The sequence below is a fragment of the Vibrio tetraodonis genome, assembly GCF_003350295.1.
Taxonomy (GTDB): domain Bacteria; phylum Pseudomonadota; class Gammaproteobacteria; order Enterobacterales; family Vibrionaceae; genus Vibrio; species Vibrio tetraodonis.
On the sequence record NZ_QLYY01000020.1, the window covers coordinates 62,895 to 86,794 of the forward strand.

The following is a 23,900-nucleotide window of genomic DNA, read 5'->3' on the forward strand; positions in this document are numbered from 1 at the left end:
ATAGGCGCTATAGCTGTGTTGGATATTATTTAGTTAACTTGGCAATTCAAACAAAACGCATACTGACCTTTAGGATCGTTAAAGCTGCTCAATAGGCTTGTATCTTGAATTATTTGAGTTGCTGCAGGTCTTAGTGTATCAGGAATAAGAGCGTAAACATCTAGACCAAGTTTGACTTTCACTTCACTCATTAAGTTTTGAATAAATTCTTGGGCTGGTGTCAGTGGTTCTTCAACCCAATATAAGTTGTAATCATCCAAGTTAGCGAGGTTTGCAGCCAGCGCAATTGCGTCATCAAAGTCTCCCATTTGATCGACTAAACCAAACTTTTCTGCGTCTTGCCCTGTCCATACACGGCCTTGAGCTATCTTGTCCATGTTATTGATATCGATATTTCTGTTTTCACTGACTAGATTAACAAAACGATGGTATCCATGCTCAATACCAAGTTGAAATGCATCGCTTGCTCCTTTGGATAAGCCAGTTGTTATACCAACACCTGAAAAAGGAGAAGTACCAACACCATCTGTATAGACACCTAACTTGTTTAGCCCTTTTTCGAAAGTAGTAATCACACTGAAAATACCAATTGAGCCAGTCAGGGTTGTAGGTTGGGCGACAATTTTATCTGCACTCATAGAAATCCAATATCCACCAGACGCAGCCAAGCTTGACATGGATGCGACGACTGGTTTACCAGCTTCCCTTAGCGCTTGTATTTCGTTACGTATGACTTCAGATGCGAATGCACTGCCTCCTGGACTGTCGACACGCAATACTACTGCTTTGACGTTATCATCATTTCGAGCTTCACGAAGAAGCGCTGAAACTGTGTCACCGCCTGCTGTACCTTGTGGTTGTGAGCCATCCATAATGGCACCACTTGCAACGACTACAGCGATGTCATCTTTTGTAGAATCAAACTCAGGTTTTAGGGTAGTCATATATTGGTAGTAATCGACATGCTGATAACTATCTTCTCCATTAGAGCCAAACACTTCAACCAAGTCGGCTCTTACTTGTTGACGAGTAGCAAGCTCATCTACCAATCCAAGCTCAAGAGATAAACCTGCAAGATCACCATTTTGCTCCTCTAACTGGGCCAAAAACTCTTTCATGCTCGGGTTTAGTGTTTGTTTTGAAATCTGGCGATTGGTCGCGACATCATCGACATAGGCCCCCCAAAGCTGTCCAAGCCAACGTGAAGCTGACTCTTTTGCAGCTTTTGACATATCGTCACGTACGAATGGCTCAATAGCTGACTTATAGGTGCCAACCCTGAAAACATGCGTATTTACATCAAGCTTTTCTAACAGTGTTTTGTAGTACATTGAATAGGCACTGTAGCCTTTAATCAGTACTGCACCGTCTGGAGCTAGGTAAATTTTATCTGCATAACTAGCAAGGTAGTATTGGCTCTGATTGTAGAAATCGCCAGCGGCGTATACGGGTTTGCCAGAAGCTTTGAATTCATTAATTGCTTTTGCTATGTAGCGAAGCTTAGTTAAGTTTGTCTCCGGCATGTTACCTAGAGCAAGCACAATCCCAGTGATCTTTTCATCATCCTTCGCATGACGAATGGTGTCTACTATATCGAATAGCAAATTTTCGCTTGGTATATCTTCGCCAAATAGAGAACCCGCAACTGAATCCATTGGGTTCACGTAGCGAGATTGCTCTACAATTGGGCCCGAAATATTGAGAACGAGTGCTGATTTTTGAGCAACGCTCGGTGTCACCGAACCACCGGTTGAGTATATGAAATACAAAAGTCCGAGTGTAATTAGGAATATGAGGTTCACTAAAGCAAGGCGAACAAAGGTGATGGCTTTCCAAAAGCCTTTGAAAATCAGGCCAATATACTTGAATATTTTTTTCATTCTGGCTCCACTGCGCATGTACGCAGGTATAAATCTAGATACGCTTGAGCATAAAAGTGTTAGTAGATATACATCCTACTTAAACTAGTATACTTGAACAACTACAAGATTGATCGGTGTTACAAAAATGTAAACACTTGTTTGATTTTAATTGCGGTCAAATCTATTGTGGTCAGACCAGAATAAGATAATAAAGTGATGTCTGCTATGTACCCAAATTTGTTAAAGCCCTTGGATTTAGGATTTACTCAGATTAGAAATCGAGTCTTGATGGGCTCTATGCATACTGGCCTTGAGGAACATAAAGAGGGGTTGGGAAAACTGGCTGCTTTTTATGCCGAGCGTGCAAAGGGTGGTGTTGGTCTGATTGTGACAGGAGGCTTTTCTCCCAATTTACGGGGCAGACTCCATCCGTTTAGCGCTGAGTTTAGCAAGCCAAAACACGCTAAAGCCCACAAAATCGTCACTGAGTCTGTTCATAAGCATGACGGCAAAATCGCGCTTCAGCTTTTGCATGCTGGTCGTTATGCAATGCACCCCTTTTCTCAAAGTTCATCTGCTATTAAAGCGCCCATTGCTCGCTTTGCTCCGAGTGAAATGAGTGATAGGCAAATAAAGAAAACTATTGCAGCTTTTACTAATAGTGCCGTACTTGCACAATCAGCCGGTTATGATGGGGTTGAGATTATGGGCTCAGAAGGATATCTAATTAATCAATTCATCTGTAAGCGAACCAACACTAGATACGATGATTGGGGGGGGAAATATGAGAATCGTATTCGCTTCCCACTAGAGATTGTCCGAGCGATGCGACAAGCGGTTGGGAAAGAGTTTATTATCATTTTTCGTCTATCCATGCTGGACTTAGTCGAAGAAGGTAGCACGTTTGATGAAGTAGTCATTCTAGCAAAAGAGCTAGAGAAAGCGGGAGTGACTATAATCAACTCTGGGATTGGTTGGCATGAGGCGCGTATTCCCACAATTGCGACGCAAGTGCCACGTGGTGCTTTTACTTGGGTAACGGAAAAGGTTCGTCCACATGTCTCTGTTCCCATAGTGACGTGTAATCGTATAAACACTCCGCAAGAAGCAGAGCGTATTTTATCTAGCGGTCATGCAGATATGGTGTCAATGGCACGTCCATTCTTGGCTGATCCCTATTTTGTAGTGAAAGCGGAAAATGAACAGGCTCATTTAATCAACACTTGCATTGGATGCAATCAAGCTTGTTTAGACCATGTTTTTAAAGGTAAGAGGGCAAGCTGTTTAGTCAATCCGCTTGCTTGCCGTGAAGATGAGCTCAGAGTCACACCCACTAGCTCTCCAAAAAATATTGCTGTCGTTGGAGCTGGCCCAGCTGGGCTATCTTGCGCTACGACCTTAGCCAAGCGAGGTCATCATGTTGATTTATTTGAAAGAAACGATCGAATTGGAGGACAGTTCCGCCTCGCTATGCAGATCCCAGGAAAAGAAGAGTTTCGAGAGACTATTCGATATTTTGCAAATCAAATCGATGAAACGGGCGTAAAACTTCACCTTGAGACAGAAGCCAACTTTGATTTACTTTCTGAGTATGATGAGGTTGTAATGGCTTCTGGCGTTGAGCCACGTAAGGTTAAGATCGAAGGAATTGAAAACCCTGAGAAAGTTATCGATTACCAAACATTGATCAAAGAGAAAGCTTATGTCGGAGAAAAAGTAGCGATTGTGGGCGCTGGTGGTATTGGTGTTGATGTGGCTACCATGTTGACAGAGCCATCTGGTCATAACCTCGATGACTGGCTCCATGATTGGGGAATAGATAAAGATGTTTCTCATCCAGGAGGTTTGTTCCCGTATCCAGACTCTCACACTGAAAAAGATGTTTGGGTTCTTCAGCGCCGCGTAGGAAAAGTTGGTAAGGGACCAGGAAAAACAACAGGCTGGATTCACAAGCGAACTTTGGAGAAAAGAGGGGTAAACCTGCTTGGCGGTGTGAGTTATGACAAAATTGATCAGCAAGGTTTGCATATTACCTGTAACAACAAAGCCCAATTACTTGAAGTCGATAAGGTTATAATATGTGCTGGTCAAGAGTCTGTCAGGCCATTTGAAGACAAATGGCAACAAATGGGCGATAAACTCCACATTATTGGTGGGGCGGATCACGCTGGAGAACTGGACGCAGTTCGAGCAATTCGTCAAGGAGTAGAACTGGCGATAAAGTTGTAAATTAAAGTTGAGCGGGAAGGCCTTTATTTAAGGTCTTCCCGTGCATAGATTAAAGGATGACGGTTTTATTCCCCATCACAAACACGTGGTCATTGACCACTTTATTTAATGCTTTACTCAAAACGCTTTTTTCAACATCTCGTCCGGCTTGCGCCATATCTTGAGCGTTAAAGTTATGATCAACAGGGATCACATCCTGCTTGATGATAGGACCTTCATCGAGATCGTTGGTGACAAAGTGAGCGGTCGCTCCGATGATCTTTACACCTCTATCATAGGCTTGTTGGTAAGGCCTAGCGCCAATAAACGCAGGGAGAAAGCTGTGATGAATGTTAATGATCTTATGGCGATAGTTTTCAACAAAAGAAGGTGTTAATACACGCATAAATTTGGCTAGAACAAGATAATCTGCGTTGTATTGATCAATCACCTCAAGCATTTTCTTCTCATGTTCTTCCCTATCCAATCCTATGTGTGAGATATAGTGGTAAGGGATATCAAATTTCTCTGTAAGGCTTTGAAGAGTATCGTAATTACCCACTACAGCAGCAATGTCAACATTGAGGCTGCCATCATAACTTTTCATCAGAATATCGCCAAGGCAATGTGCTTCTTTGGTCACCATAATTACGATACGTTTTCGATTGGCTCCGACTAACTTTCGTGACGCCCCTTGAGGTAAAGCCTGATCCAACTCCTCAAGGAGTATACTATCGTTGAAGTACCCTTGCAGTTCAGTACGCATGAAAAAGTGACCGCTCGTATTATCTACAAATTCGTTGTTGTGAATAATGTTGAGCTGATGTTTGTAACAGATGTTGGTTACTTTTGATATAAGGCCTGGTGCATCTTTACAATGAGTAAGTAGTGTTTTCTTTTCCATTGGGATGTGACTTCCGTGAATTATGTTGTTTGTGACGAAAAACTGAAATTTGGCGCTAAATTATTAAGCGGTCTGTAACTATACCGACTACAATTATACTAATGTTGTGACAGTTTCAAGCATTAATCCTAGTTAACCGATTGGCTGGGTGAATTTGTCGAGAAACTGCCTGATGTCAGCCTGAGAGGTAGTAGATATGGACAGAGATCTACTTGCGCGTAAGTTGTACTGCGAAAGAGTGAGTGCGCTTATTGGCGATCAAGAGCTTAATGAAGAACTTCTCAATGAAATGTGGGAAAACAAAGCATCGCCCAGTGAAGCTGCTCGTGCAATGACAGATTGCCAAAATGAGTTCGAAGGTCCGGCGTGGCTGTCGCGTTATTTGAATCGACGTTAAGTACCTGAAAGTAATAAGTTCACATCCTCTTTTGAGAAGAGGCGGTTGTTTGTTCGCTCTATTTATGTTCGCATCCCGAGCTCGAACCTGACATAATCCTCTTTTACCCAATCTCAGGTTCATATTCCTACTTAATGATCTCAAAAATTTTTTCACCTGAAGGTGCTTTAGGTAAAGTAATTAAGGGCTTTCAACCTCGAAAAGCCCAGTTACAGATGGCTGAAGCCGTTTCCACTGTGATTCAATCCAGTCAGCAAGTGGTTATCGAAGCTGGCACAGGAACGGGAAAGACTTTTGCTTACCTTATTCCAGCACTGCAAAGTGGAAAAAAGACCATCATCAGCACAGGATCAAAAAATCTCCAAGAGCAACTGTTTCACCGTGATTTACCCTTAGTGACTGATGCTCTCGGTTTTGGCGGGCGAGTCGCTCTGTTAAAAGGCCGATCAAACTATTTATGTCTTGATCGTTTAAGTCGCCAGATGGTCGAAAGCCATGGAGAGGGAACAGACACTAACCTTCTTAGTCAATTGGTTAAAGTGAGGTCCTGGTCGAGTGAAACGAAAAGTGGTGATTTGGGTGAATGCAGTGATATTGCTGAAGATAGCCCCGTAATGTCCACAATCACTTCAACCAATGATAACTGTTTGGGCAAAGACTGCCCCAGCTACCAAGACTGTTTTGTTCTCAAAGCTCGTAAAAAAGCCATGGATGCTGATGTAGTTGTGGTCAATCATCATCTCTTCTTGGCTGATTTAGCGATAAAGGAAACCGGATTTGGTGAGCTTATTCCCGAAGCTGAAGTTTTTATTTTTGATGAGGCACACCAGCTACCTGATATCGCCAGTCAATATTTTGGCCAGTCGTTGTCTAGTCGTCAGATCCAAGAATTATCTAAAGATATTGAAATCGCTTATCGAACTGAAGCTAAAGACATGCGTCAGTTACAAAAAGTTGGAGAGAAATTACTACAAGGTGCAATGGATCTCAGGGTTGCGTTGGGAGAGCCGGGTTATAGAGGTAATTGGCGTGAGGCGATACAGTCTGCTGCAATTGAAAGAGATCTTGAGCGTTTACGCGAGACGCTTGAGTTTTGTATCGAAGTACTAAAATTAGCGCTTGGTCGTAGTCAGCTCCTTGACACAGCTTATGAGAGAGCCAGTGCGATACATGCTCGCCTAGTTAGATTGTGTGATGTTTCCATTACTGGATACTCATATTGGTATGAGACAACACCGCGCCATTTTAGCTTGCATATCACTCCTTTGTCGGTCGCTGATAAGTTTCAAGAGCAGATTACACAAACAAAAGGTGCTTGGATTTTCACCTCTGCAACTTTAGGGGTAAACGGAGACTTTGGACACTTTACGTCTAGGCTTGGTATTAAGGCTGATACTGAGTTAGCCTTGGCTAGTCCGTTTGATTACCACACTCAAGCAAAGTTGTGTGTTCCTCGCTACTTACCTGAACCTAATAGCCCTAATATGGCGGATAAGTTAGCGTCTATGTTAGGGCCAGTGATTGAAAAGAATCAGGGTCGATGCTTCTTCCTCTGTACGTCCCATAATATGATGAAGGAATTGGTTGAAAGGTTTCGCAATAGCTTGTCAATCCCTGTGCTAATGCAAGGAGAAACCAGTAAACAAAAAACTCTCAGTGAATTTATGGAATTGGGGAACGCACTTCTGGTTGCGACAGGAGCATTTTGGGAAGGTATTGATGTTAGAGGTGATGCCCTCAGCTGTGTTATTATCGACAAGTTGCCTTTTACAGCACCCGATGATCCTCTACTTAAAGCAAGGATAGAGGACTGTCAGTTAAAAGGAGGGCAGCCATTTTCACAGGTTCAACTTCCAGATGCTGTCATCACCTTGAAACAGGGAGTGGGGCGTTTAATTAGGGATAAAACAGATAAAGGCGTGTTGATCATTTGTGATAACAGACTGGTCACTCGGGATTATGGTGGAGTTTTTCTTGCCAGCTTACCGCCAATTCCCAGAACTCGAGATTTGGCAGTCGTGCAGGATTTTCTTGCACAAATTAAAGAAATAAACAGATAGTTAGAGAATTCAATGAGCGCAAAAATTCTTGCCTTAGATACAGCAACTGAAAATTGTTCTGTTGCATTACTTGTTAATGATCGTGTGTACGTACGTAGAGAAGTTGCACCTCGAGATCATACGAAGAAAATTCTACCTATGGTGGACGAAGTATTGAAAGAAGCGGGTCTTAGCTTGAATGAGTTGGACGCGTTGGCATTTGGTCGAGGTCCAGGTAGTTTTACTGGAGTCCGTATTGGCATTGGTATTGCACAGGGTTTAGCGTTTGGAGCTGAGCTGCCTATGATTGGTATCTCCACATTACAAGCGATGGCTCAAGGTAGTTACCGTAATATGGGCGCAACGCATGTAGCCTGTGCGATTGACGCTCGAATGAGTGAAGTGTATTGGGGGCGTTTTATGCGTCAAGAAGATGGCACTTGGACTTCTGTCGATGACGAGGTTGTGATCCCTCCTGCTGCAGTGGCTGATAATAGCCAAACCGATGATATGTCTTGGGTTACAGCTGGAACAGGCTGGGAGGCTTATAAAGAATCGTTGGATACCGTTCAATTCGATATTGTGACGGGCAATATTCTGTACCCAGATGCTGAAGATATTGTTGTATTGGCCAAGTTTGAATTTGAAAAGGGCAATGTGGAAACAGTTGAAGAAGCCAGTCCGGTTTACTTACGAGATAAAGTAGCATGGAAGAAGTTGCCTGGTAGAGAATAACAGGATTTAACACGGGGAGAGTATGGTTTCTATCAATGGACTACCTCCATCCCTTCCAGGGCCAAATAAAGCCAATAAAACTGGAAAAAAAGATGGAGTAAAAAAATCACGCAGTAAAACACCCGTTGATCAGCCAAGTAAAGTGGCCAGCGCCGTTGCGCATTCTATCCGTCATATTGACGAGTCAGATATCCATAACGCACAACTTCAGTACGATCTTCCTGAAGGACATGGAAGAAAAGCTCTGGCAGAGTATATGAATGTGATGAACCAAACAAAGCGCGAAGAGCTGTCGCAGCTTTTAGGCGTTGACCTTTATATTTAACTGATTCAAAAGGCTTGCGATGATAACAAATGTATTTAAACGCTCTGTACTTGTAGTTTTTCTCATCGCCCTGAGTGCGTGTAGTACTCTACCGGAAGACTTGGTATCGACTAATCCTAATGTACAGACCAGTTACTCAAATTGGAAAAAATCATTGAACGTCAGCCAGGAAGTGCGTTTGGGCGGAGTGATTGCTAATGTGACCAACTTAAAGGACACAACCAGAGTAGAGGTGGTTAACTTACCTATAGCTTCAAATGGTAAACCGGATATTAATCAAGAGCCACAAGGGCGTTTTGTCGCTTACGTTGAGGGCTTTGCTGACCCTGTAAAGCTGTCTGAAGGGCGCTTGATTACGTTACTTGGAGATAATGGTGATAAAGAAACTGCACCCGTAGGCGACTATAGCTATGAGTTTCCTGTGATGAAAGTAAAAAGCTACCATTTATGGAAAATTGAAGAGCGAGTCATTATTCATAATGATTTTGGCCCTTACCGTTACTCTTGTCGCAGTCTTTATTGTCGAGAAATCACTCGTGGTACACGCCAAGGTGTTGTGATACAAGAAGTTAAATGAATTTTCGAAATACACGTTACTCCCTTGTAGAGGGATACATTAGTGCAATTGAGTATGGTTACAGTCACTCCGCTGATTGTTCCATCGTGTTTATACATGGTTGGCTCGACAACGCAGCCAGTTTTGAATCCGTTATGAAAGAGCTACATGGATTAGAACCGACTCTTCACCTATGTGCCATTGATCTGCCTGGTCATGGTCAATCTAGCCATAAATCGGGAAACAATTTTTATCCATTCCATGATTATATTGATGATGTTTATCAATTTTTATTAGATTTATCACCAAAGAAACTGATATTAGTCGGTCATTCGCTTGGTGCTTTGATTGCAAGTTGTTATAGTGCGGCTTTTCCAGAGCAAGTGAGTGCGCTTGTTGAGATCGAAGGACGTGGTCCTTTGTCCGAGGATAGTGAAAATTCTGTCTCACGTCTTAGGGAAGGCATACTGCATAGGCTAAAAATTCGCAGCAGAGTGAGTCGACCATTTTCTTCGTTAGTTGAAGCCGTTGAAGTACGGGCTAAGATCAATCGAATTTCTTCAAATCTCATTAGCCCAATAGTGCAGCGAGGACTTAAGCAAGTATCAGAAGGCTGGCTATGGCGGCATGATGAAAAGTTGCAAGGCCAGTCTCTCTATCGTATGTCTCCTCAACACGCGCAGTCGATAAGAGAAAATATAGAGTGTCCTCATTTAGTTGTATTGGGTAAAAATGGTTTCCCATACCTACGTCAGGAACTAGAGGGAGAAAAGAGTTGTGTTGAGGTCACAACCGTTGAAGGTGGCCATCACTGTCATTTAGAATCCTCATCTAGAGTATCTAGTCTAATTTTTGCTTTGGTTAACAGAATTTAAATTAGTAGCCGAGCCTTTCGTGCCCTAGTTATGTGGCTGTGTTGTAATACGGGCCGATTAGAATATATATGGCGTTAGATTGATAACAGCCCATTTACTTCAAGGAGTATTGTCGTGGATAAACCTTGGTTGTCTCGTTATCCTAGCGATGTGCCAGAGCACATCAATCCAGATCACTATCCGTCTTTAGTTGAAATGTTTGAGCAGTCAGTACAGAAATTTGCTGATCAGCCAGCGTTTACAAATATGGGGTCGGTGATGACTTTCCGTAAATTGGAAGAACGTAGTCGTGCCTTTGCAGCGTACTTGCAAAATGAACTGAAGTTACAGAAAGGCGATCGAGTTGCTTTGATGATGCCTAATCTTTTGCAGTATCCAGTGGCTTTGTTTGGAGTCTTGCGTGCGGGTCTTATTGCAGTCAATGTCAATCCTCTATATACACCGCGAGAGCTAGAACACCAACTTAATGACTCAGAAGCGAAAGCGATTGTTATCGTATCTAATTTTGCTCACACGTTAGAGCAAGTGGTAGAGAAAACTTCTGTTAAGCATGTTGTATTAACCAGTCTAGGCCAAATGCTCCCCAGAGCTAAAGGAACTTTGGTTGACTTTGTGGTTAAGTACGTCAAGGGGATGGTACCCAAATATAACTTGCCCGGCGCAATTTCAATGCGTAAGACGTTACAAAAAGGGCGCCGCCTACAATATGTTAAGCCTTTTATGTCTGGGGATGATATTGCGTTTTTGCAGTATACAGGTGGTACGACTGGCGTGGCCAAAGGCGCTATTTTAACCCACAGCAATATGATTGCTAATGTCATGCAGGCTAAAGCCATGTATGGACCTGTGTTAATAGAAGGTAGAGAGTCAATTGTTACAGCGCTTCCGCTCTATCATGTTTTTGCCCTAACAGTTAATTGCTTATTTTTCCTTGAATTAGGAGGCAGTAACCTCTTAATTACCAATCCGAGAGATATCCCTGGTTTTGTTAGAGAGCTGAAGAAAAATCGTTTTACAGCAATAACAGGCGTTAATACCTTGTTCAATGCTCTAGTCAATGATGAAGACTTCCATGAGCTTGACTTCAGCCAACTAAAATTAGCAATTGGTGGTGGTATGGCTGTGCAGAAAGCTGTCGCTGAACAGTGGAAGAAAACCACTGGAGTCTGTCTGCTAGAGGGTTATGGTCTTACAGAGTGTTCACCTTTAGTTACGGTAAACCCATACGATGCGGGGGAATATACTGGAGCAATTGGTCTACCTGTGCCTTCAACAGAAGTTCGTATTATTGATGAACAAGGCAAGGTACTGCCTAACACTCAGGTAGGTGAACTTCAAGTTAGAGGCCCTCAGGTGATGCAAGGTTATTGGCAGAGACCTGAAGCGACCAAGGAAGTGATGAATGGCGATGGCTGGCTTTCAACAGGTGATATTGTCAGGTTTGATGATAAAGGGCTAATCCATATTGTCGATCGAAAGAAAGACATGATTTTGGTCTCTGGTTTCAATGTATATCCTAATGAAATTGAGGATGTTGTCGCCTTGCATGGCAAAGTTTTGGAAGTCGCCGCTATAGGTCAACCGCATGACGTGTCTGGAGAGGTAGTAAAGGTTTATGTAGTTAAACGCGATCCTAGCTTAACCAAAGATGAAGTCATTGCTCATTGTCGTCAGCACATGACGGGATATAAAATACCTAAGTTGGTCGAGTTTAAAGATGAGTTACCCAAAACAAACGTTGGAAAAATACTAAGACGTGTGCTGCGGGAAGAGAATGATGCAAAACTCGATAAAGTCAGCTAGATTTAAATACAAAGAGAACCAAATACTTATCGGATATCTAACCCATAAAAGGGTAAAATATAAATAAGTAGACACCAAGTTATAAAGAACGCCGGCTACATGAGTCGGCATTTTTCTTTATCGATCCTAAGGTTTGTTGAGATTTTCAAACATGTCTAACTTGCCTTATTACTCACAGTGAGAGTTTTGTGAATTATCAGATCATTACCCAATCGGAGCAGTTAGATTCAGTATGTCAAAGAGCAAGAAAATCAAGCTCAGTCATGTTGGATACCGAGTTTGTAAGAACACGCACTTTTTACCCACAACTTGGCCTCATTCAGTTGTATGATGGTGAACACCTTTCCTTAATCGACCCTACAGCTATTGATGATATGTCGGCGTTTATTGGTCTTTTACAAGACACATCTGTGCTTAAGGTACTACATGCTTGTGGGGAGGATCTGGAAGTTTTCAATAATAGTTTCAAATGTTTACCAGTCCCAATGATCGATACCCAGATTATGGCGGCATTTCTAGGGCATGGTTTGTCGACTGGTTTTGCAGCTTTGGTTGAATCCTATTTAGACATTTCTCTTGATAAAAGTGAATCTCGTACCGATTGGTTAGCGAGACCTTTGACAAGTAAGCAGCTCGAATATGCGGCGGCTGACGTGTTTTATTTATTTCCTCTGTATGAAAAATTACTTGAGGCGGTGAGCCAATCGGGGTGGTGGCATGCTGCTCAACAAGAAAGCGAACAGCTTTCTCACAAAAGAATCAAAAAAGTAGACCCTGACAACGTTTATCTCGATGTAAAAGGTGCTTGGCAATTAAAATCCCAAGAGCTCGCCATCTTGAAACCTCTTGCTGCTTGGCGATATAAAGAGGCGATACGTCGCGATTTAGCTTTGAACTTCATATTTAAGGAACAAGACTTACTTTCGATTGCCAAGCTGGGTTTGCAAAGTAAACAAAGTATGGAAGATGAAGGGCTAGATAGCCGCTCTGTTGAACGCCATAGTGCGCGTATTATCTCTATTGTCAAAGCAGCTCGGATGCAATCGACGACGGATTATCCTGATAGGATAGAGCGTTTAATGGATTTACCGAGATACAAACATAAGTTCAAAGCGCTTAAAGATGAAGTGAAAAAAGTGTCTAAATCTTCCGGGTTAGCAACGGAATTCTTAGCGTCTAAGAAACAGCTTAATCAACTGATTTCATGGGTGTGGAAGAAAAGCCGTGATCCACAACAGTTACCTGATGTGATGCAAGGTTGGCGCCTAAATTTGCTTGGTGAAAAGCTAAATAAATTATTGTAGATAGTGAAATAGGGTGCTTTCAATTGAAAGCACCTGGTTGGTCTATTTTCTAACCAGCTAGTACATCAGTAGCGACTTTATAGCTCGGATCTTCTTTAACGTTGATTTCGACTAAGCTTCCTGCCTTGTCGAGCAGTTTTCGACAGTCTGGGCTTAGGTGACGTAAATGAAGTGTCTTCCCGACTGATGAATATCTTTCCGCAAGTGTCTCGATAGCCTCTATCGCTGAATGATCGGTTACTCTTGAATCAGCAAAGTCAACAATAACATCTGTGGGATCGTTTTGAGCGTCGAATAACTCTAGAAAGTTGGCGGTTGAACCAAAGAAGATTGGCCCGTGAATCTTGTACTCTTTTGAGCCTTCATTATTTATTTTTGTGTCGGCGTATATGTGTTTTGCATGTTGCCAAGCAAACATTAGCGCTGACGCAATAACACCCACACCAACAGCGATTGCAAGATCAGTTAATACCGTAACGACAGTAACAAGTACGATGACGAAGAAGTCCTGTTTTGGAACTCGGCGAGCGAGCTTGAAAGTTGCCCATTCAAAGGTGCCAATCACCACCATAAACATGACACCCACAAGCGCCGCGAGAGGAATCATCTCGATAAGCGCTGATGCAAATAAAATAAACATCAGTAGGGCAATAGCCGCGACAATACCAGAAAGGCGACCACGTCCTCCAGAATTGACGTTAATCATTGATTGTCCAATCATGGCGCATCCGCCCATGGCGCCAAACACAGAACAGGTAATATTTGCCATGCCCTGACCGACACATTCTCTGTTTGACTGGCCTCGTGTATTGGTCATTTCATCCAGTACAGTGAGTGTCAAAAGAGACTCAATCAGCCCGATTGCTGCAAGAATAATGGCATATGGGAGAATGATTTGAAGCGTTTCAAGCGTCATGGGGATCATAGGTAATGCGAATGTAGGCAGCGAGCCAGCCAATGTTGCTTGATCATTGCCTGACATGGTCCGCAGAAAATCAACCACAGTTCTTGTCTCTAAATCCAAACCAACAACCAATGCTGTGACGCTAACAATAGCGACCAGTGAAGAAGGGACCGCGGTTGTGAACTTAGGTAAAAAGTGAATGATGGCCATGGTTAGAGCAACTAAGCCTAGCATCAGCATCATTTGATCTTGTGGAAGCCAGGTTAGGGCGCCGGTAACATCGGGAACTTTAAACTGGCCTAGTTGAGCTAGGAAGATAACAATAGCTAGGCCATTAACAAACCCTATCATCACGGGATGAGGGACGATACGAATAAATTTGCCCAACTTAAATATGCCAGCTGTTACCTGAAGAAGGCCCGCTAGCATAATAGCTGCAAATAAGTACTGTACTCCATGAGAAGCGACCAGAGACACCATGACGACAGCCATTGCGCCAGTTGCTCCGGAAATCATACCTGGACGACCACCAAAAACAGAGGTAACTAACCCAACAATAAAGGCCGCATAGAGTCCGACTATAGGATCAACACCAGCAACGAAAGCAAAAGCAACCGCTTCAGGGACTAATGCCAGTGCAACGGTCAAACCGGATAACACATCATTTTTTATAGAGTGTTTTGAAAATTGTGGAAATTCAAACATGTTTGCTCAGTTTTAGTAAAAGTTATCCGGATAGCAAGATAACGATAAATTAATAGATAAAAGTATAGGCTCTGACTCAGTTTTCATGAAAGCAAAATAAGCAGAAAAAGAGCATTGAAAATTAAGAAAAAGCTATAAATTAGACGGGTGCATGCTACCTAAAAGTGTGATTAAGTTCAATAATGAATCAAACGTTAACGGTAAGAGCTACTGTTTGTCTCATATCATTATTGTTTTGTAATAATCAAAAAAACAGCCCCAGTTAAGGGGCTGATTGATACATGCTGTTACTAGCGGTTAACGCTGAGGTCGAGCCATTTTCGCACTGGATTGATTGCGAGCAACTTGGCTACCTGCACCTTTAGACAGGTATCTGCGTTCGCGGAAGGGAGCTGCGATGACAGTGATTTCTTTCATCTCAGTCCCGCCAGGAGCCTTTGCCATAGGTGCAGAGGCATGGCCTTTAAACGCTTTAGGCAAAACAATCTCAGAGTGAGCTTTTTCCTCTAATGAGGGTGTTTTAACCTCTTCAGGGCTCGGTGTCGTAATAGGTGATTCAATAGATATATCATCAAATCTACTACCTGTAGATACGGCGTCTACTTGAGTTGTAACTTGTGTGGAAACTGTCGATTTTAGGTCAGCCTGCACTTGAGTTTCACTGATAATAATCACTTTACCCATCGCCATTTCAGGACACAACACGCCGCCAATTTTTTCTAGTGGAGTGCTAGTAGCTTGTTTATCGACCTGCTTTGACTGCGGCTTACTAATACCATAACTTGGCATCACTTTACCCATCGCCATTTCAGGTGATGCCACACCACCTTTACGAAGTCTAAATGGATTAGGACGACGATCACGGCCCCGTCTTCTCCGTTGACCACTCGCTCTTAGATGGCGTGGCGAACGGCGATTACGGCGTTGCTTAGGTTGTTCAGCCTCTTCAACTGATGTTGCATCGCTGTGCTCCAAAGCTGTCTCTTGAGTAGTGACTGCTTGAACTTCTTTCACTTCTTCAGCCGCAACAGACTGAGCTTTTTGGTCTTTGACTCGAACTTGCTTACTTAACTTGCGACGTTGACGACGCTCTTTAATCTTGGCTGTTTTCTCTTCACGCTTAGGCTTTTCTTCACTTTGTGCTTCAGCGGCGAGTTTTAGGCCTTCTTCGGCGACCTTGGTTGCATTAATATCGTCACGTTGTTTGTTACGACGTTCCTGCTTGGGTTTACGATTTTGCTGCTTGCGCTCAGTAGAAGGTGCTTTTACGTCGGTGTTAAACTCTTCATTCTGTTTGCTATGACGGCTTTCGCGTTTGTCATCACGCAATTCTTTACGATTATCTCGACCATTACGTCGACGCTGATCGTTGTTACGGTTACGACGATTGCGATTGTTGCGTTGAGCGTCTTTCTGTGGAGGTCTCGCCTGCTTAGAGTCTGACTGATTTTTTTCTTCTGGAGAACCGAATAAGAATTGTCCTACAGCCTTGATAAATCGAGTCACCAGACCTGGCTGGTTAGTTCCGGACTGTACTTTGCTGGACGTCTTTGGTGACGGCTTTGGCACAGGTGCGGACTGAGAAGGTGCTGCGAAGCCTTTTAATGCCGGCTCTTCAAGTTTTCTTGGTCTAGCGTCAGTTTCGGTCGATTCTTTACTTTCTGCCTCTTTAATTGCTTCCAATTTACTTGGAAGCAAATAAGACAGAAGGTCAAACTCTTCTCCCTCGCGAACACGAATCACATCAAAGTGTGGCGTTTCCATATCTGAATTAGGAACAACCGTTATTTTCACTTCTTGAATACGCTCGATATGGTTTACGGAGCGACGTTTTTCATTGAGAAGATAAGACGCTATTGGGACAGGAACAACGGCAAGAACTTGGGCTGTGTTGTCTTTAAGTGCTTCCTCTTCGATTAGACGAAGAACAGATAGTGCTAAGGATTCATTGTCACGTACGACACCTGTACCACTACAACGGGGACAGATATGATGGCTTGCCTCTGCAAGAGACGGACTTAGGCGCTGGCGAGACATCTCTAACAGTCCAAAGCGTGAAATTCTGCCGATTTGAACGCGTGCGCGATCCAGTCTAACGGAATCACGAAGGCGATTTTCTACTTCACGCTGATGACGAACAGGTGTCATGTCAATGAAGTCGATGACGACTAGACCACCAAGATCACGAAGACGCAGTTGGCGTGCGATTTCTTCCGCTGCTTCAAGGTTGGTATTTAGTGCTGTTTCTTCGATATCTCCACCCTTAGTTGCGCGAGCAGAGTTGATATCAATAGAGGTAAGTGCTTCGGTCGGATCGATGACTATTGATCCGCCAGAAGGAAGTCGAACTTCCCTTTGGAAAGCCGATTCTATCTGACTTTCGATTTGGTAGTGACTAAACAGAGGGACTTCGCCATCGTATTTTTTAACACGATTTACAAAGTCAGGACGTACCAGTCGGATATGGTCTAGAGCACGCTCATAAATAGTATTACTATCTATTAATATCTCACCAATATCACGGCGTAGATAGTCTCGGATAGCGCGCACAATGACGTTGCTCTCTTGATGTATAAGCAAAGGTGCAGGATGAGCATCAGAAGCTTGCTTAATCGCCCCCCAATGATTGAGGAGGACATTGAGATCCCACTCTAGCTCTTCAGCACTCTTTCCAACACCAGCAGTACGAACAATAAGCCCCATACCTTGAGGAAGGTCAAGGGTGCTCAAAGCTGCTTTAAGTTGAGTCCGCTCATCCCCTTCAATGCGACGAGAGATACCGCCAGCTCTGGGGTTGTTCGGCATTAGAACAAGATAGCTACCAGCAAGGGAAACAAATGTTGTTAGGGCTGCCCCTTTGCTTCCTCGCTCTTCTTTTTCTACCTGAACAATGACCTCTTGGCCTTCGGTTAGCACTTCTTTTATGCTAGGACGACCTTGGTAGGTGTAGCCTTCTGGAAAGTATTCACGTGCGATTTCTTTGAGGGGCAGAAAGCCGTGTCTTTCTGCGCCGTAGTCGACAAACGCTGCTTCCAAACTTGGCTCGATGCGCGTGATACGACCTTTGTATATATTTGCTTTCTTTGATTCGTGCCCCGGACTTTCGATATCTAAGTCATACAACCTTTGACCGTCGACCAAAGCAACACGCAACTCTTCTTTCTGAGTTGCGTTAATTAACATTCTTTTCATTAATAAATCTCGTTGTCATTCTATGGCTTTGTTGCCTTTAAGCTTCTTTCAAGGTGCCTGACCCCATGGCTAAATCTGTGCAGCCTCCCGGCTGGAGGGGTGCTCTTTGGGCACATCAGCCTCACAAACGCTTTGCCTGTGAGCCGCATATTGTGGCGGATAATACTCAACATGAAAGAGTTCTGAGTAGGGCAACAATCTTGACTAATTCTCAAAATGTCTTACGCCATATGCTGCATTTCGGTAAAATAGCCGCTACTCAATATCTTGCTCAATAATGATTAGGTTTTGTAAAATAGAACCTAAGCATCCATTGCAGGTGTGAACTATAGCAGTACCCACTAAACTCAGCAATCTGCTTTACCACAAAAGGTTAAAAAACCTATTTTATATATTTTTAAGCTACTGATTTGTTATAAAAATGATGTTTTCTTGCTAAAGCAATAATTATTATGACTAGTTTTTAAGCTCAGCCTCAATAAAGTCAGCCTTAAAAGGGAATGAGCAATTTAGTATTCAGAAAACGTGAATTTACCGTCGCCTCAGTGATAGAATGCCTATATGAGTGAAATTAGAACCCAAGTCCAGTTTGTCGATATTGATGAAGACATGGCTGGTCAACGTATAGATAACTTTTTACGTAACCAACTTAAAAATCTTCCCAAGAGCATGGTTTACAGAATCTTGCGCAAAGGGGAAGTTCGCGTGAATAAAAAGCGAATTAAGGCGGAATATAAACTTCAAGCAGGAGATATAGTCCGTATTCCTCCAGTCACCATTGAAGAAAAGCAAGAAGAGTCACAACCACTAAACACCAAGCTTAGTAAGGTGGCAGAGCTTGAACATCTAATTATCTACGAAGATGACCATATCCTCGTTCTCAATAAACCCTCAGGAACGGCTGTTCATGGTGGAAGTGGACTTAAATTTGGAGCAATTGAAGCACTGCGAGCGCTTAGGCCTCAATCACGTTTTCTCGAGTTAGTGCACCGTATTGATCGGGATACATCAGGAATATTATTGGTTGCTAAAAAGCGGTCAGCACTTCGCCATCTTCAGGCGCAGTTTCGTGCTAAAACAGTGCAAAAATACTATTTTGCCTTAGTCATGGGACAATGGAAGTCGAGTTGTAAAAAAGTGACAGCGCCATTGCTGAAAAACGAAGTCAACAGCATAGTGCGAGTTAACGCTCAAGGAAAACCCTCAGAAACGCGATTCAAAATTATTGAAAAGTTTTCTCAAGCCACGCTTGTTCAAGCCAGTCCAATTACTGGGCGAACGCACCAGATTCGAGTTCATACTCAATATACTGGTCATCCAATCGCTTGGGATGACCGTTATGGCGACAGAAGGTTTGACGCCTATATGTCTCAAGTAGGTCTAGATAGGTTGTTTCTTCATGCTGCGAATATCAAATTTCAGCACCCATCGAATGACCAGTGGATGGAGGTTGATGCGCCAATGGAAGAGAAACTCGATAAAGTACTGATTGGCTTACGTCAACTTACATGAAATAAGTAGCCTGCATACTGCGGGCTACTAGTTTGAGATTCCAATTGTTTTAGGGCGTTAATACGTCCATGCCTTGTTTATATAACATGTCGACCAAGTCAATTAGTGGTAGTCCAACTAGCGTATTTGGATCTTTGCCTTCGAGCTTTTTGAACAAGGCTACCCCTAATCCCTCACTTTTAAAGCTCCCCGCACAGTCATAAGGTTTTTCAGTATCGACATAGTATTCAATCTGGGCTTGCGTGAGTTCTCGAAAGTGAACGCAGAAAGTATCTAGGTGGACATGAGATTGTTTACTGGTGCTATTGTAAATGGCTAGGCCAGTAAAAAACTGGATGACTTTTCCACTTTGGCGACTTAACTGTTCAATCGCCGTTTGGCGGTTATGAGGTTTGCCGATAATTTCACCGTTAATGACACACACTTGATCGCTGCCGATAACTAGGCTGGGTTGAGTGACAATGCAAGATTCTGCTTTAGTTTTAGCGAGTCGTTTTACGAGGCATTCGGGGCTTTCGTTTTCATTAGGGGTTTCATCACAATCAGGTGACGCTACGATAAAAGGAATCGATAATTTAGCGATAAGTTGCTGCCTGTATTTGGAGGTAGAAGCGAGAACAAGTTGGAAATTTGCCATATTTTGTTATTACAATTTAGTTTTAATCAGATGCGAAAAGATTAAAACATATTGTACTTCTCGTCTCTGGTGTTTTGATAGCAATGAAAAAAACTATAACTTTTTGCCCTTTTCCTTTGACTAAAAATGAATAGGAAGATAGAATTCGCGCCCTATGCAAAAGGTAAAAATACCGCGAACAGTTGATCCGGCTCGAGCTGCCCAGAAACGCTTAGACTACGATGGTATCATCCAAGTCAGCCTTTTTAAGCGCTTATTCGAATCAGTTGAAGGCGTTAAACGCGACGCTCAAGTGTCATTGTCATTTGAGTTAGATGAACAGCGACTTGTTGTTATCTCTGGTAAAGCTAACATCGAAGTTGATTTAGAGTGTCAACGCTGTAACGAGAACTTTGCTCATGAATGCGAAGTAAAATTCACTTACACACCTTACAAAGGTGAACAAAGTGAAGAAAATGCACCGGAAGAGTACGATTTGGTAGATCTGAACGAGTACGGTGAAATAGACTTGATACAGTTAGTTGAAGACGAGTTCATTCTAAACTTACCTCAAATTGCCAAGCATGAAGATGCGGATTGTAGCGTTCAATCAAACAATTTGGTATTTGGTGAAATTCCAGAAGAAATTGTGGAAGAAAAGCCGAATCCATTCGATGTTTTAAAAAACTTAAAGGATTAGTTCTTTAAGCGTTAACATAGGAGTAGGGTCAATGGCCGTACAAAAGAGCAAGAAATCACGTTCTAAGCGTGGCATGCGTCGTTCTCACGATGCCCTAAACACAGCCGCGCTATCTGTAGATGCGACTTCAGGTGAAACACACCTGCGCCACAACGTAACTGCTGAAGGTTACTACCGTGGCAAAAAGGTTATCAACAAGTAAGGTTGACCTTTGCCTACTATAACCGTTGCACTTGATGCAATGGGCGGGGATTTCGGTCCTCGCGTTACAGTGCCTGCCGCCGTGCAGGCACTGTCGCATTTCCCTGAGCTAAAAGTGATACTCATAGGCGATCGTATCCAGATCGCTGAACAACTGTCTTTACTTGGCTATCAGCCCAATTCACGCTTGGTGGTTCAGCATAGCGACCGAGTCATTTCTAATACGGAAAAACCTTCTCTAGCGTTAAGAAATAGTGATGGTACTTCTATGTCTCAATCTATCGATGCTGTCGCAAAGCACGAAGCGGACGCATGTGTGAGCTGTGGTAATACTGGGGCTTTGATGGCGCTGTCGCGTTTTAAACTCAAACTTTTACCTGGGATAGATCGTCCGGCATTGATCTCTGCACTTCCTACTGTGTCAGGTGCTAATACTTGGATGTTAGATCTTGGCGCTAATGTCTCTAGTGACGCAGACTCCTTGTTTCAGTTCGCTATTATGGGAAGCGCCCTTGCTGAACAATACTTGGAGTGCTCTCCTCGCGTTGCAATTCTCAATATAGGCGCAGAAGAGATTAAAGGAAACGACTTGGTAAAACGCTGCGCTGAGATGCTCTCTCAAACTAACTCGATTAATTACATTGGCTATATTGAAGGTAACCAACTCCTTAGTGATGTGGCTGATGTGGTCGTTTGCGATGGTTTTGTCGGTAATGTTTGCCTTAAAGCTTGTGAAGGTACGGCGCAGATATTTATCAACAAGCTGAGGTCGAGTATGATGGCCTCATCGATAAAGGGTTGGATCACAAGAAAGTTATTTTCTGGGTTGTTTAATGATCTGAAAACGCTGAACCCCGACCAGTATAACGGCGCAAGTTTGTTAGGATTGCGCGGCATTGTAATAAAAAGCCATGGAAGTGCTGATGTAGAAGCTCTTGTCAATGCAATTGGCGAAGCATTACACGAGGTCAAACGACAAGTACCAAGCCGTATTAGCGATCGTTTGGAAGCGGTTTTACTCGAGAGGCATTATTAGTCTTCATGTATAGCAAAATTTTAGGTACTGGCAGCTACCTGCCATCTCAGGTGCGTTCTAACGCAGATTTAGAGAAAATGGTAGATACAAGTGATGATTGGATCGTAACTCGAACTGGGATACGAGAGCGACGTATTGCCGCTGAGAATGAAACGGTTGCGGATATGGGAGCTATCGCGGCACAACATGCTATTGAAATGGCGGGCATTCAAACCAATGATATTGATCTTATCATTGTCGCCACAACCAGTAGTAGCCACACCTTCCCATCGTCTGCGTGTCAGGTGCAAGCTAAGCTGGGTGTTTCAGGTTGCCCAGCGTTTGATATTGCAGCAGCTTGCTCTGGTTTTATTTACGCTTTGTCTGTTGCTGATCAGCATATTAAAACGGGTATGTGTAAAAATGTTTTGGTTATAGGTTCTGATACCTTGTCGAAAACATGCGATCCCACCGATCGTTCAACAATCATTTTGTTTGGTGATGGTGCTGGGGCTGTTGTTGTTGGAGCTAGTGAAGAGCCAGGAATTTTATCCACGCACATTTATTCCGATGGCCGTTTTGGAGAGCTATTGAGCTTGGAAGTACCTGAACGTGGAAAAGATGCAGACAAATGGCTGCACATGGCGGGTAACGAAGTGTTTAAAGTCGCGGTTACTCAGCTCTCAAAGTTGGTCAAAGATACACTAGCAGCCAACAATATGCACAAATCTGAACTAGACTGGCTTGTGCCTCATCAAGCGAATTACCGGATCATATCTGCGACGGCTAAAAAGTTATCTATGTCCCTCGATCAAGTAGTCATTACCCTTGATAAGCATGGTAATACCTCTGCAGCAACAGTTCCGACGGCTCTGGACGAAGCGGTTCGAGATGGTCGAATCCAAAGAGGTCAAACGCTTTTGCTTGAGGCTTTCGGTGGTGGTTTCACGTGGGGTTCTGCGTTAGTTAAATTCTAAGCTAATGTATATTTTCTAAGTTTTTGATGTCTAGAGTTTTCCTTTTTGCCATCTCAAAAGTGGTGTGCGAAATAGGCTCTAGAAATAGGTATCGTTTGTTTGTTACTTTTTAAAGGTAAATAGAATGAGCAATTTTGCTATCGTTTTTCCAGGTCAAGGTTCACAAGCTGTTGGTATGCTTGCTGAGCTTGGCGAGCGGTATGATGTAATAAGAAACACATTCGCAGAAGCTTCTGAGGCGTTAGGTTATGATCTGTGGTCTCTAGTGCAAGATGGCCCAGCAGAAGATTTGAACCAAACGTTTCGCACTCAGCCTGCCTTGCTGGCTTCTTCAGTAGCGATCTGGAGAGTATGGCAAGAATTAGGTTTGGAGCAGCCAAGTTGTATCGCAGGCCATAGCTTGGGCGAATATTCAGCTTTGGTTTGCGCTGGTGTTATTGATTTCAAGCAGGCCATTAAGTTGGTTGAGTTGCGTGGACAGTTAATGCAAGAAGCAGTGCCAGCTGGTACAGGCGCGATGTCTGCCATCATAGGTCTTGACGATGACTCTATTGCGAAAGCATGTGAAGAAGCAGCCCAAGGGGAGGTTGTTTCTCCGGTGAACTACAATTCGCCTGGTCAAGTTGTAATTGCGGGTAGTAAAGAAGCTGTTGAGAGAGCTGGAGCACTATGTAAAGAAGCCGGCGCTAAAAGGGCATTGCCTTTACCAGTCTCCGTGCCATCTCATTGTGCACTAATGAAACCAGCGGCAGACAAACTCGCTATTGCGCTTGAGGCAATCGAATTCAATGTACCTCAGTTGTCTGTTATCAATAATGTCGATGTGACTGCAGAAACGGATCCAGCAAAAATTAAAGAAGCACTGGTTCGTCAACTTTACAGCCCAGTTCGCTGGACTGAAAGTGTGCAGTATATGAGTGATCAAGGTGTTGAAAAATTGTTCGAACTTGGCCCAGGTAAGGTATTGACTGGTCTGACAAAGAGAATTGTGAAAACGCTCAGTGGTGCTGCGGTTAATGATTTAGCATCACTTGACGCGGTTAAGTAAATATTTGAGGAATAGCAATTAT

The 23,900-nt window shown here is 43.2% G+C and carries 21 protein-coding genes; 16 read left to right on the forward strand and 5 right to left on the reverse strand.

Annotated elements, in window-relative coordinates; genetic code table 11:
* Nucleotides 1-29: 29 nt before the first annotated feature.
* Nucleotides 30-1,880: a signal peptide peptidase SppA gene (gene sppA, locus DPF90_RS15465; RefSeq protein WP_114787237.1), complete on the reverse strand. Its 1,851-nt coding sequence runs from the start codon at nt 1,878-1,880 to the stop codon at nt 30-32.
* A gap of 198 nt (nt 1,881-2,078) precedes the next feature.
* Between sppA and DPF90_RS15470 the strand changes: the two genes are divergently transcribed.
* Nucleotides 2,079-4,091: an NADPH-dependent 2,4-dienoyl-CoA reductase gene (locus DPF90_RS15470; protein WP_162814048.1), complete on the forward strand. Its 2,013-nt coding sequence runs from the start codon at nt 2,079-2,081 to the stop codon at nt 4,089-4,091.
* A 49-nt stretch (nt 4,092-4,140) separates the two neighbouring features.
* Here the strand turns inward: DPF90_RS15470 and purU are convergent, their stop codons facing one another.
* Entirely contained in the window at nt 4,141-4,974 is an 834-nt protein-coding gene (gene purU / locus DPF90_RS15475) for a formyltetrahydrofolate deformylase (RefSeq protein WP_114787238.1), read from the reverse strand.
* Nucleotides 4,975-5,170: 196 nt separating this feature from the next.
* Between purU and DPF90_RS15480 the strand changes: the two genes are divergently transcribed.
* From DPF90_RS15480 to rnd, 8 genes are all read left to right on the forward strand, one after another.
* On the forward strand, nt 5,171-5,371 hold the full coding sequence (locus DPF90_RS15480) for a hypothetical protein (protein ID WP_114787239.1): 201 nt from the start codon (nt 5,171-5,173) through the stop codon (nt 5,369-5,371).
* Nucleotides 5,372-5,505: 134 nt separating this feature from the next.
* Nucleotides 5,506-7,431 carry a DNA repair helicase YoaA gene (locus DPF90_RS15485; RefSeq protein ID WP_114787240.1) on the forward strand — a complete coding sequence of 642 codons (1,926 nt, stop codon included), beginning with the start codon at nt 5,506-5,508 and terminating at the stop codon, nt 7,429-7,431.
* Between the two features lie 12 nt (nt 7,432-7,443).
* On the forward strand, nt 7,444-8,145 hold the full coding sequence (tsaB, locus tag DPF90_RS15490; RefSeq protein ID WP_114787241.1) for a tRNA (adenosine(37)-N6)-threonylcarbamoyltransferase complex dimerization subunit type 1 TsaB: 702 nt from the start codon (nt 7,444-7,446) through the stop codon (nt 8,143-8,145).
* 22 nt (nt 8,146-8,167) lie between these two features.
* Entirely contained in the window at nt 8,168-8,470 is a 303-nt protein-coding gene (locus DPF90_RS15495) for a chromosome partitioning protein ParA (RefSeq protein ID WP_114787242.1), read from the forward strand.
* 19 nt (nt 8,471-8,489) lie between these two features.
* On the forward strand, nt 8,490-9,047 hold the full coding sequence (locus DPF90_RS15500; RefSeq protein WP_114787243.1) for a Slp family lipoprotein: 558 nt from the start codon (nt 8,490-8,492) through the stop codon (nt 9,045-9,047).
* Nucleotides 9,044-9,901 (forward strand): alpha/beta fold hydrolase, encoded by an 858-nt coding sequence (locus DPF90_RS15505; protein WP_114787244.1) that lies wholly within the window; start codon nt 9,044-9,046, stop codon nt 9,899-9,901. The genes DPF90_RS15500 and DPF90_RS15505 overlap by 4 nt, the downstream gene beginning before the upstream one ends.
* A 114-nt stretch (nt 9,902-10,015) precedes the next feature.
* Nucleotides 10,016-11,704 carry a long-chain-fatty-acid--CoA ligase FadD gene (fadD, locus tag DPF90_RS15510; RefSeq protein WP_114787245.1) on the forward strand — a complete coding sequence of 563 codons (1,689 nt, stop codon included), beginning with the start codon at nt 10,016-10,018 and terminating at the stop codon, nt 11,702-11,704.
* A gap of 188 nt (nt 11,705-11,892) precedes the next feature.
* Nucleotides 11,893-13,008 (forward strand): ribonuclease D, encoded by a 1,116-nt coding sequence (gene rnd / locus DPF90_RS15515; protein WP_114787246.1) that lies wholly within the window; start codon nt 11,893-11,895, stop codon nt 13,006-13,008.
* Between the two features lie 49 nt (nt 13,009-13,057).
* Here the strand turns inward: rnd and DPF90_RS15520 are convergent, their stop codons facing one another.
* Both DPF90_RS15520 and rne read right to left on the reverse strand, forming a co-directional pair.
* Complete coding sequence (locus tag DPF90_RS15520; RefSeq protein WP_114787247.1) at nt 13,058-14,617, reverse strand: SulP family inorganic anion transporter; 1,560 nt, start codon at nt 14,615-14,617, stop codon at nt 13,058-13,060.
* 297 nt (nt 14,618-14,914) lie between these two features.
* Nucleotides 14,915-17,809 (reverse strand): ribonuclease E, encoded by a 2,895-nt coding sequence (gene rne / locus DPF90_RS15525; protein ID WP_114787248.1) that lies wholly within the window; start codon nt 17,807-17,809, stop codon nt 14,915-14,917.
* 65 nt (nt 17,810-17,874) lie between these two features.
* Here rne and DPF90_RS15530 point away from each other — a divergent pair, with 65 nt between their 5' ends.
* Complete coding sequence (locus DPF90_RS15530; RefSeq protein ID WP_114787249.1) at nt 17,875-18,087, forward strand: hypothetical protein; 213 nt, start codon at nt 17,875-17,877, stop codon at nt 18,085-18,087.
* Nucleotides 18,088-18,370: 283 nt separating this feature from the next.
* On the forward strand, nt 18,371-19,321 hold the full coding sequence (gene rluC, locus DPF90_RS15535) for a 23S rRNA pseudouridine(955/2504/2580) synthase RluC (protein WP_114787250.1): 951 nt from the start codon (nt 18,371-18,373) through the stop codon (nt 19,319-19,321).
* 49 nt (nt 19,322-19,370) lie between these two features.
* Here rluC and DPF90_RS15540 read toward each other — a convergent pair whose 3' ends face one another.
* Nucleotides 19,371-19,958 (reverse strand): Maf family protein, encoded by a 588-nt coding sequence (locus DPF90_RS15540; protein ID WP_114787251.1) that lies wholly within the window; start codon nt 19,956-19,958, stop codon nt 19,371-19,373.
* Between the two features lie 154 nt (nt 19,959-20,112).
* Here DPF90_RS15540 and yceD point away from each other — a divergent pair, with 154 nt between their 5' ends.
* The 5 genes from yceD (at nt 20,113) to fabD (ending at nt 23,878) form a co-directional block, all read left to right on the forward strand.
* The gene (yceD, locus tag DPF90_RS15545; protein WP_114787252.1) at nt 20,113-20,637 is read left to right on the forward strand and encodes a 23S rRNA accumulation protein YceD; all 525 of its coding nucleotides are present in this window, start codon (nt 20,113-20,115) and stop codon (nt 20,635-20,637) included.
* A 31-nt stretch (nt 20,638-20,668) separates the two neighbouring features.
* A complete protein-coding gene (gene rpmF / locus DPF90_RS15550) occupies nt 20,669-20,839 on the forward strand; it encodes a 50S ribosomal protein L32 (protein ID WP_114787253.1) in 171 nt (56 codons plus the stop codon).
* Between the two features lie 9 nt (nt 20,840-20,848).
* Nucleotides 20,849-21,874 carry a phosphate acyltransferase PlsX gene (gene plsX, locus DPF90_RS15555; RefSeq protein ID WP_114787254.1) on the forward strand — a complete coding sequence of 342 codons (1,026 nt, stop codon included), beginning with the start codon at nt 20,849-20,851 and terminating at the stop codon, nt 21,872-21,874.
* A gap of 5 nt (nt 21,875-21,879) precedes the next feature.
* Nucleotides 21,880-22,830, forward strand: a complete 951-nt coding sequence (locus DPF90_RS15560) for a beta-ketoacyl-ACP synthase III (protein ID WP_114787255.1) — start codon at nt 21,880-21,882, stop codon at nt 22,828-22,830.
* A gap of 124 nt (nt 22,831-22,954) precedes the next feature.
* Complete coding sequence (gene fabD, locus DPF90_RS15565; RefSeq protein ID WP_114787256.1) at nt 22,955-23,878, forward strand: ACP S-malonyltransferase; 924 nt, start codon at nt 22,955-22,957, stop codon at nt 23,876-23,878.
* Nucleotides 23,879-23,900: the final 22 nt, after the last annotated feature.